The 571-nt window shown below is 64.4% G+C and carries 1 protein-coding gene; it reads left to right on the top strand.

Annotated features, from left to right (window positions below):
• A partial coding sequence (locus AC3WJP_RS29150) for a filamentous hemagglutinin N-terminal domain-containing protein (RefSeq protein ID WP_493724611.1) occupies positions 1–571 on the top strand: 571 nt, incomplete at both ends.

The raw sequence follows: 571 nt of genomic DNA, 5'->3' as shown, positions 1-571 counted from the left end.
CTGGCGTGGCTGCTGGCCAATGTCCTGTTCTGGCAGCCCCTGTGGGCAATAGCCGACGGCATCGTTCCCAGCGGGCCAGGCACCACAGTGGGGGCTGCGGGCAACGGCGTGCCCATCGTCAACATCGCCACGCCCAACGGCAGCGGCCTGTCGCACAGCCAATTCAGTGATTACAACGTCGGCGGTCAAGGCGTCATCCTCAACAACGCCACCGGCCAGGCCCAGAGCACCCAACTGGGCGGCGTCATCGCCGGCAACGCCCACCTCAAGGGCACGGCTGCCAGCGACATCCTGCTCGAGGTCACGGGCAACAACCGCAGCCACCTCAATGGCTACACCGAAGTCGCCGGCCAATCGGCAAGAGTCATAGTCGCCAACCCCTACGGCATCACCTGCAACGGTTGCGGCTTTATCAACACGCCGCGCGCCACCCTGACCACCGGCAAGCCTTTGCTCGATCCCCATGGCCAACTGCAGCGGTTGCAGGTGGATGGTGGCGACATACTGATCGATGGCGCCGGAATCAACGCCGACAACCTCGACAGCTTCGAGGTCATTACCCGCTCGGCCA

The organism is Pseudomonas sp. GW821-FHT01A09 (assembly GCF_058986725.1).
The sequence above is the reverse complement of the archived record's forward strand: the minus strand, read 5'-3'. Positions and strand labels throughout refer to the sequence as shown.